The sequence below is a fragment of the Filibacter tadaridae genome (assembly GCF_900609045.1).
GTDB lineage: Bacteria > Bacillota > Bacilli > Bacillales_A > Planococcaceae > Sporosarcina > Sporosarcina tadaridae.
Window position 1 is genome coordinate 1 of record NZ_UXAV01000061.1, and the last position, 9,426, is coordinate 9,426.

8 protein-coding genes and 1 pseudogene are annotated in these 9,426 nt (G+C 37.5%); 6 read left to right on the forward strand and 3 right to left on the reverse strand.

From position 1 onward, the window contains the following. Positions 1 to 827: 827 nt before the first annotated feature. The 4 genes from FILTAD_RS15300 (at position 828) to FILTAD_RS15315 (ending at position 5,285) form a co-directional block, all read left to right on the forward strand. Entirely contained in the window at positions 828 to 1,100 is a 273-nt protein-coding gene (locus FILTAD_RS15300; RefSeq protein WP_160117626.1) for a DUF4372 domain-containing protein, read from the forward strand. A gap of 295 nt (positions 1,101 to 1,395) precedes the next feature. Continuing rightward, positions 1,396 to 2,838, forward strand: a complete 1,443-nt coding sequence (locus FILTAD_RS15305) for a Na+/H+ antiporter NhaC family protein (RefSeq protein WP_124071838.1) — start codon at positions 1,396 to 1,398, stop codon at positions 2,836 to 2,838. Between the two features lie 35 nt (positions 2,839 to 2,873). Next, the gene (locus FILTAD_RS15310; protein ID WP_124071839.1) at positions 2,874 to 4,088 is read left to right on the forward strand and encodes an amidohydrolase; all 1,215 of its coding nucleotides are present in this window, start codon (positions 2,874 to 2,876) and stop codon (positions 4,086 to 4,088) included. Between the two features lie 15 nt (positions 4,089 to 4,103). Further along, on the forward strand, positions 4,104 to 5,285 hold the full coding sequence (locus tag FILTAD_RS15315; RefSeq protein ID WP_124071840.1) for a MalY/PatB family protein: 1,182 nt from the start codon (positions 4,104 to 4,106) through the stop codon (positions 5,283 to 5,285). 215 nt (positions 5,286 to 5,500) lie between these two features. On the opposite strand, the gene FILTAD_RS15320 is transcribed toward FILTAD_RS15315, so the two are convergent. Beyond that, positions 5,501 to 6,157 (reverse strand): carboxymuconolactone decarboxylase family protein, encoded by a 657-nt coding sequence (locus tag FILTAD_RS15320; protein WP_124071841.1) that lies wholly within the window; start codon positions 6,155 to 6,157, stop codon positions 5,501 to 5,503. 241 nt (positions 6,158 to 6,398) lie between these two features. Between FILTAD_RS15320 and FILTAD_RS15325 the strand changes: the two genes are divergently transcribed. Together FILTAD_RS15325 and FILTAD_RS16140 are read left to right on the forward strand one after the other, a co-directional pair. After that, positions 6,399 to 6,878, forward strand: coding sequence for a MarR family winged helix-turn-helix transcriptional regulator (locus FILTAD_RS15325; RefSeq protein ID WP_124071842.1), 480 nt, complete (start codon positions 6,399 to 6,401; stop codon positions 6,876 to 6,878). Positions 6,879 to 7,423: 545 nt separating this feature from the next. Further along, a pseudogene (locus FILTAD_RS16140) lies at positions 7,424 to 7,546 on the forward strand (sugar transferase); the annotation flags it as partial. Between the two features lie 239 nt (positions 7,547 to 7,785). Here the strand turns inward: FILTAD_RS16140 and FILTAD_RS16315 are convergent. After that, positions 7,786 to 7,953, reverse strand: a complete 168-nt coding sequence (locus FILTAD_RS16315; RefSeq protein WP_124071845.1) for a conserved phage C-terminal domain-containing protein — start codon at positions 7,951 to 7,953, stop codon at positions 7,786 to 7,788. Positions 7,954 to 8,138: 185 nt separating this feature from the next. Continuing rightward, entirely contained in the window at positions 8,139 to 9,263 is a 1,125-nt protein-coding gene (locus FILTAD_RS15340) for a protein kinase family protein (RefSeq protein WP_124071844.1), read from the reverse strand. Positions 9,264 to 9,426 lie beyond the last annotated feature (163 nt).

Sequence of the window (9,426 nt, forward strand, 5' to 3'; positions counted from 1 at the left end):
TAGTGGGGTGGGTTTGGAAGTTCTGTGATTGGTACTTCTCTATACCCTGAAAACAATGGTTTTTTGCGTTTAATACAATCTATTTCATATAATAGGTACGCGTTGTACAATTAGGATATGATGCAGGCTATAATGAAGGGCTCAAAAAGATCATAGAACATACATCAGCTGGGATTGCTGCAGGAGAAATAGACGGGAAAAGTTCCTTCCAAAATGGAGAGGAATAGAAAGCTTAAGTGAATGAATCTAAATCGGACACTTGGAATAATGCCTACAAAACAGCATTCAGTCAATCATTCGATGACGAAAAAATTGTAGCTGATGCCGTACAATCGGTACATGAGACTTGTTTTCAAAAAGGAGTAAAAAAGGTTGATAGGCTCCTATAAAATCCAAACATATAATTCCGACTAGTATAAATTTTTATTGACAAAATTGATTATTCCCAATACTATGTAGTTAGTAAACGCTTACAAGGGAGGCTGATTTATAATATGCTTTTTAATTTTATAAATTGAGTGGGGAGAGAGGGTGGATGGTTACATTGGTAACTTTAATATCGTTTTGCATGATAGTTTAGGTGCTTAAGTGATAACAGTGCGTTGATTAATTAAGATATTTTCCGTCTAACAGTTTAGGTCCTAAAGTGAAGTCGAAGCATTAATCAACGACGTTTCGTAACTTTTTATACTTAAATAATAAAAACCACTAGTGTTTCACTAATTAAAACCAAACATTAAATTTTCCCTGAACTTTCAAAACCAAAAGCCCTTTGTAATGATATATACAGGTAGTTCCTGTCCAAATCCAATAAATGGGACTCATTCTTGGGCAAAAATACATTAAAAACTTCATTTGGTAAATGGATTGTACCCAATAATTTTGGTAGATTTCAAAAAACCATCAACTTACACAAACGGGATCATTATACGAGGAAATTGACGACGCAGTCTTTTGTTCTTTTAATGTTCTACTCTCATTTGAACGAAATGGAAAGTCTTTACGCAATGGAGGCCTCAATTACAGATGATAACTTACAAAATGCGCTAGGTTTTAGGTTTTACGTCAATCACCGTTTCCTAGCTATCCAGGAAAAATAATGAAGTTGACCCGGCTATTCCATCGAGTCTGTTTATGAATCTTGTCGGTCAATTGAATGCCCGCTATCAACCCTCAAAATTACAAAGGGTGTTGAAAATTTTCGATTTCTTTTTGATTGTCGTCCTCATCTTTCTGTATAAAAGTAGCGAATGTGCAAAGCTACCTTTAATGGGGTATTAACCTTTTTTACAAAAATATCACTAAAGTTATTGCTGAATGTTCAGCCGCAATTTATGCACCATTGGTAAATAAAAACCGAAAAAAGTCCAGGTTTAAAGGGAGGGAAAGTATAATATGACAAAGGATTTAAAATCGGATGAAAATCTAAATGGTGAGCCGAAGAAGAAGCTCAAGATGCCACATTTACTGTGGATTATGTTTGGCTTATTACTACTAGCTAGTCTTTCGACGTATATAGTTCCGGCAGGGAATTTTGGGGTTGATGAAAATGGTGCTGTTTTAGGAGATCAGTTCGAATATATTGGACATCAAACACCTGTAAGCCCTTGGAAGATGTTGATGTTGTTCTTGGATGGATTAACTCAGTCTGGTACCATTATCTTCCTTGTTTTAGTAGCTGGAGCAACTATCAGTGTGCTCCTCGCGTCGGGTGCGATAGATAACATTCTGAACTGGGCCATTTACAAATTAAAGGACAAAGGTCTAGGTATTTTAGTTAGCGCTATGTTTACATTGATTGTCTATATTGGTGGGTTTGCTGGAAGTGACGCCCTAATTGCATTGGTTCCAATCGGTGTGATTTTTGCCAGAAAACTAAAATTAGATCCGATTGTCGCCATTGGTATTACCACTTTCCCAGCTTTAATCGGATTTGGAACTGGTCCCCAAGGGCTGTTTATCCCGCAAATGATGATAGATATTAGGCCTTACTCTGGGTTTGGACTTCGTTTCATTTTTATGAACTTCTTCATGGTTATTGGGCTAATTTACCTAATGCGTTATATCAAAAAGATTCAAAAAAATGAGCAAGCCTCCTTAATGTATAGTGAAGGTTGGAGAGCTCAATTGCTTGGGCAACAAAACGGTGATGATGAAATTATAGAAGAAAAACTCAAGTTGACAAGTATTTTTGCGCTACTGTCCTTTATTGTTCAATACTTGGTTATTATCTCCTACTCCGCTTTTGGAGGAGATGCTGCACTGCTTTACAATTTCATTATTGTCATCAATATTTTAACTGCTCTCGTCATTGGTCTATTGACTCGGATGTCCCTTGATAATTTAGGTGATAGCTTTGCCAAAGGTCTTGCTTCTATGGCTTTCATCGCCTTTATTATTGGGTTAGCCCGAGTAATGTCACTGATTTTAACCGAAGGGAACATTTTGGATACTATCGTATTCAACTTAACACAACCCTTGATGGACATTAATAAGAGCTTCGGTACGATAGGAATTTCATTGATTGTATCTTTACTCAACCCGCTTGTTCCATCAGCTACAAGTAAAGCGGCAATCCTCATTCCAATCATTCAGCCAATCGCTGAAACTCTTGGTCTTACTAAGCAGGTAGCTATTCAAGCCTTCCAGTTTGGTGATGGATTCACGAATCTCATATCTCCTGTTCTTGGATGGACAATTGGTTCTTGTGTTGCAGCAGGTGTATCATTTGTAAAATGGGTGCGTTGGGTTTTCCCTGCGGTAATTCTCTTCATGCTCCTCAGCTTTGTGATCTTGTATATTCTAACATCTATCGGATGGACGGGTGGAGCTGTATAAAAATGACGAATGGGAAAATAAAGGAGGAAGAAAAAATGACACTTACAACAGATGTAAATGAATTTGTGAAAAATAAAGCGAAAGAGTTAGAGCCAGAAACGATTCGTGTGCGTACGTATTTGTACGAACGTCCGGAACTGAGCGGAAAAGAGTATGAAACTGCTAAGTTTTTGAAAGAAGAAATAAAGAAACTAGGCTTAAAAATAGAAGAAGTACCGGGGAGCACAGGTTTCACGGCTTTGCTAGATACCGGCAAGGAAGGAAAGACGCTAGGAATCAGAACAGACATTGATGCGCTTCCTATTGAAGAAAATCCACAGAACCTTACGGGGCCTAGAAAATATTTCTCAAAGAATCCAGGAGTCATGCATGCATGTGGACATGATGGTCATATGTCCATCATCTTGTCCACAATGAAAATCCTTTATGAAATGAAAGACTCCTTAAGTGGAAGAACTTATTTTATCTTTGAAGAAGGCGAAGAAATAGGAAGCGGCATAGAAGCAATGGTTCGACATCTTGAGAATAAAGGAATCGATGCAATCTACGGTAATCATTTAACTTCATTTATGGATAGCGGCACGGTAGGTGTGGATGCTGGTCCGAGAATGGCAGGAGCTATATTGGTTGATTTCTCTGTACATGGCAAGGGGGGGCACGGGTCCCGTCCGGATCTTTCTATTAACCCAGTCTTCGCTACAGCTAACATTCTAACAGGTCTAACAAATGCTTGGGCGAATCAAATTGATGTAACGAAAACGGTGACGCTGGGATTGACCCAAATTCATGGAGGCACTGCTAATAATGTAATCCCTGATAAAGTAAATATAGGCGGATCCTTGCGTTTCTATGATGTTGAAGAAGGGGAAAAAGCTTTAGATATAATAAAGAAAATTGCCGACTTTACCGCACGAGCACATAATTGCGCGGTTGAGTTTAGCGAGAATTTTAAAATTGCTGCACTGCCAGTTATGAATGACGAGAAATTGGCGGCATTAGCACAAGCAGGAATTGAAGAAGTCATGCCAGGATCTGTCGTTCATGATGTCAGATGGTTTGCATCTGAATCGTTTAATCAATATGCAAAAATTGCCCCTACTCTTTTCGCCTTTGTTGGTGTTGGCAATGAAGAGTATGGAAGTGGGGCAGAGCATCATAATGATAAATTCGATGTAGACGAAAATGCCCTTGTCAATGGTGTACTAGCGACTACTAAATTTGCGGTAGATTTCTTAATGAAGTATGAATAGAAGGAAGTGTTGATAATGACATACGATTTTACAACTAGAATTAATCGAAAAAATACAGGTGCATTGAAATGGGAGCAAATGTATGGATGGAACCCCAATGTTGCCAAGGATATTATTCCCCTATCTGTTGCGGATATGGAGTTTAAAAATCCCCCTGAAGTGATTGAAGGATTAAAAGATTTTCTTGACGGAACGGTTCTTGGCTATACAGGTCCTTCTGAATCATTCTTAGATGCAGTTGTCAGCTGGCAAAAAAAACGGCATAACTGGGATATAGAGAAAGAATGGATTGTAAACACGCAAGGAATCGTTCCCGCTTTCTATACCGCTATTCGTGCATTATCCGAAAAAGGAGATGGTATTATCATCTTCCGCCCTACCTATTATCCATTTGGTGCAGCGATTGAGGATAATGAGCGAACAGAAGTGAATGTCCCTCTTCTTCAGGATCATGGCGATTATACGATTGACTTTGAAGGTTTTGAAAAAGCAGCAGCGGATTCAAAGAATAAAATTTTGTTGTTCTGCAGCCCACATAACCCAGTTGGACGGGTATGGAAAAAAGAAGAACTTGAACAATTGGCGGAAATTGCTGTAAAACATGACGTATATGTGATTTCGGATGAAATTTGGTATGATTTCGTCATGCCGGGCTATACACACACAGTGCTTGCCACGGTAAATGAAAAGTTGAATGACCAGCTGATTACTTGTACAGCGCCATCCAAGTCATTCAACTTGGCGGGAATGATGATGTCCAATATCATTATTTCTAATGAAGAAATTCGTGAGAGGTTCCGCCACGAGCTGGAAACTGTCCGTGGAGATATGGTGGGGATCCTAGGATATAAGGCCTGTGAATTAGCGTATGAAAAATCAGAGAATTGGCTTGATGAATTGTTGAAGCTGATTGATACCAATCAACGAGTAGTACACAACTACTTTAAAGAAAACTTTCCACAAATTAAAGCTTCACTGGTTGAAGGAACCTATCTTCAGTGGCTTGATTTCAATGCTTTGGGGATGACAAACGAAGAACTTGAAGAATTCATGCATATGGATGCGCAGTTTTTTACGGATGAAGGGTATATCTTCGGTGAGGAAGGAAATGGCTTCGAACGGATTAACTTAGCCCTTCCAACAGATGCTCTTGAAGAAGCACTACATCGTTTAGGTACAGCGTTGAAAAAAAGGTAAGTATAAACGATAAATGAGAAGGCGAACAGATAATCAAAAGCAGTGAGCAAACCGCAAGTACGGTTTGCTCACTGCTTTACTATAGAGAACTCTTTTAACCAATAAAACAACCGACTTCCCTGTTACGTCAGGTGAGTCGGTTGTTTCTTAAATGTTGCAGGTTAATGAGGTCAAAGAAGCAATCACTTCTCCGTTCATTTTCATTACTTTGTTCATTAAGAATCATAAGCATTTAACGCGTTTACACTATGTGCCAGAGCGGAGCCTGCCTTAAGTGCCGTTGCTACAAAAATAGCCTCGACCATTTCTTCTCGAGAAATGCCAAGTCTTTTTGAACTTTCTGTATGGATCTCAATACAATATGGACATCCGGTGACATGGGCGACCGCAATGGCGATCAACTCCTTATCTTTTTTAACGATTAGCCCTTCCTTCATCGCTTCTTGATCAAATTGATTGAAAGCCCGGAAAGCTTCGGGATTAAGTTCCTTAAATTCCTTGAATCTTCCCATATGGGATTTTTGATAGAGCTCTTCATTATTACTATCGTCATATGCTTGTAAGGCATTCAAGCCATGCGCCATTGCAGAGCCTGCCTTTAATGCCGTAGCCACCATAATGGCTTCTGTCATTTCGTCCTTTGAAACTGCTAACTTTTTTGCAGCAGTAACATGTGCATCGATGCAGTAAGGACAACCCGTCACATGAGCAACAGCTATAGCAATTAATTCTTTTGTTTTCCGAGGAATTAATCCGTCAGAAAGGGCCAATTGATCAAATTTAACAAACGCTTTAAATGTGTCTGGTGAAAGCTTTGCCAATTCTGGCAGTCTTCGAATATAGGACTTTTGATATAAACTATCTGTTGTCATGTTCTTTCCCCCTCGTAGTGGTACTAAGTTCTAGGCGTAGTCATGTGCTTTTCTAATCCGTGTCGGTACCCACTTTAAAGAGATTACATCAAGCGGGCATTTTTATTCTTATACTTTAGACAAGTCTAATAATTCAATTACGTTTATAGTTTAGCACCTTAACTGTAGTATGGTCAACACTATTTATGCTAAAATGGGGATAGTTCAATATTTTGAAGTGAAGAGATAGAGGGATGACGTCTTGAATAGAGAAGAAGTTTTTAACGAATTAATGGAAACGCTTTATGAAACATCTAGACTCATTAATTCCTATGAAAGTATTCCTAGGAAATATGGGACGGAGGATGAGCTCTTTATGGTGGAAGTTCATACACTTGGTTTAATCGGAAATCACAGGAAAATCACGACTTCCGAAATTGCTGAAATAACCAATCGTACAAAGAGTGCTGTTTCTCAAATGGTGGAAAAAATAATCAAAAAGGATTTAGCCGTTAAATATAGAAATCCGAACAATTATCGAGAATTGATCATCGAGTTAACTCCAAAAGGTCAAATCGTTTATGAATATCATAAGAATTTAGATGAAGTAGAATACGGGAAACATTTAAAGAACCTTAAAGAATATACAGCTGAAGACTTTCAGATATTTACCAGGATGACAAAAGAATTGAATTGTGGAGTGGAAAGAGCACTTAATGGGAAAGATGTCCTTGAAAAATAAAAGGATTAGTTGACAGGTCCCTCATTGAATTAGAATTTCGGGCACCTGTGTATGAAACTATTCCGACAATACACTACAATTACATATTTATGAGATAAAAGCGTTAATGTCTAGTCTTTATCGAATATCTATGTAATTGTTTGAGTTGTTGGTTGTTTTTCATCGCACAGCGTATTATGTCAAATACTATTTCTCGATTTTTTGGCATATCAAAAACACCAACCAAATTAAATAACCAATTTTTGGTCAACGAGGAGGCAACTGACAGGGAGCCTCTATAATAACTAACCACTACTTTTCGAGTCTGAAGTGGAATAATGCCTCGTTTTTCATACTGCAGAAAGTGCAACCTGGTCAGTACATTCTTTAAGAGTTAATTTCGGGTACCTGTGTAAGATACTATTCCGACAATACACTACAATTACATATTTATAAGAAAAAAACGTTGAAGTCTAATGTTTATCGAATATTTATGTAATTGGTTGAATTGTTGGTTGTTTTTTGTTGCACAGGCACCCACACAATTCACGCACAATTAATACATAAGGCTAGGTATGGTCCTGCGAAAATCCAGCCTGGACGAGCTACCCCAGCTGTTTAACATCCTCGTAGGGCATATGGCGATCATGGGACCCAGGCCATCTCTTTACAACCAGTACGAGCTTATTAGTGTTGGGTATCTGTGCGTGAAACCATTCAGATAATATACTACAATTACATATTTATGAGATAAAAGCGGTAATGCCTAATCTTTGTCGAATATTTATGTAATTGGTTGAATTGTTGGTTGTTTTTTATTGTACAGGTACGCACATAATTAACGCTTTGCGCTTGAAAAAAGGGTGCACAGTTCCGCCAACATCGACCCTAACACGCCTTTTTCAATCTGCCCATAACGCTTCAACCTCTACGTCTCTCCCTCGCTAAAGTCCAATTCCAGTGGCTTGGGTGGACTGCTTGCTGGCGAGATGCTACCCCTTGATTCTTCCAAATAGTTTTCAAAATTCGCCGCATTGAATAATGTGGAAGGGCGTAAATACTTCTGCCACTGTGGATCATCCAGCCAGTTCTTAATTTCGGGTACCTGTGCGTGAAACTATTCCGACAATACACTACAATTACATATTTATGAGAAAAAAGCGTTAATTTCTAATGGCTATCGAATATTCATACAATTGGTTGAATTGTTGGCCGTTTTTTGTTGCACAGGTACGCACACAATTGTTTTCTGGGGGCAATTAAGTATTAAGTTGTAATGATTTAGAAAGGTAAATCATCCTCTACTGTCTCTACCTTTATAGTAGATAATCTTGCATCTATATTATCTAATACAATTTTTATCTTGTAAGGGCTTAGGCTATCTAGCAATCGATAAAAATCTGAGATTATTGATACTTCAATATCCATATTATTACTGTAGTTATAATTGCCTTTAATAAAGCAACTTGTTAATAGCACATTATCTTGAATAACGTTCTCAAGTGAACTTCTTCTTATTAGATTAGCAAGGTTATTTAAGATTTCATTATCATCACGTATCGGATCGTATTCTGACCAATAATACATTATGACAGCCGAAAGTGCGTTTGCAAACTTTCTATATATTTCTTTTTCTTCTTCTGTAAAATCAATCTCTCCAAGTACACCCTTAGAAATATCTATTGAAATATCATGAAACGATTTATATCTATTCTTAGGGTCTAATTGAATCATTTTTTCAATGATATGTTCAAAATTAAAAGTAATTAGACTCCTGTCGATAACATTGTCCAGTAATTTTCCGAGGAAATAAATTTCACTTTGATGATTATAAATACCTTCATAATCTGTTTCATTCGGCAATTGGGTTACAGGCCAATTTAAATGAACACTTTTAGCGTCACGAACCAAACCTTCCAATTTCTTTCCGAAACCAAAATCAATAACTTTAACATTTTCATTCTTATCTATCATAATATTTGCTGGACGAATATCCCTATGTAAGACATTGTTTGATTCTAAATATTCGAAGGCGGTTATTGTTTCAATAAAAATGTCTGACCATGTTTTTCCACCAAAAGGGTCTGTTTCGAATTCTGCAATTGAATCTCCTTCTATATATTCCATCTGAAGATACCCGGTCTTTTGTTGAGGATACAGATAATAATTATAAACTCGTACAACATTAGGGTGAGATAAATTAAATAAAATTTTTATCTCATCAATAAAACGTTCATAATTTTCATCTATATAATTCGAATCTTTTGGTACGTATTTTTTAAATGCAAAAAGCATATCCGTTGTCTCATCTTTCAAAAGATGTGTGTCTCCGGTTCCGCCACTTCCCAGGGGTCTAACAAGTATGAATTGTTTCTTAATCGCTTCAAAGTTAACAATTTTCGCCATTTAACATCTCTCCTCGCAATTCAATATAGTATTGATAATACCATGAAGAATAATTTCGGGTAATTTCGGGTACCTGGTGTATGAAATAATCAAATTACCTTGATTAACCATAAAAAATCCCCAGCGACTTCAAGTAAGATATAAGTACCTGACAGGGAACTCA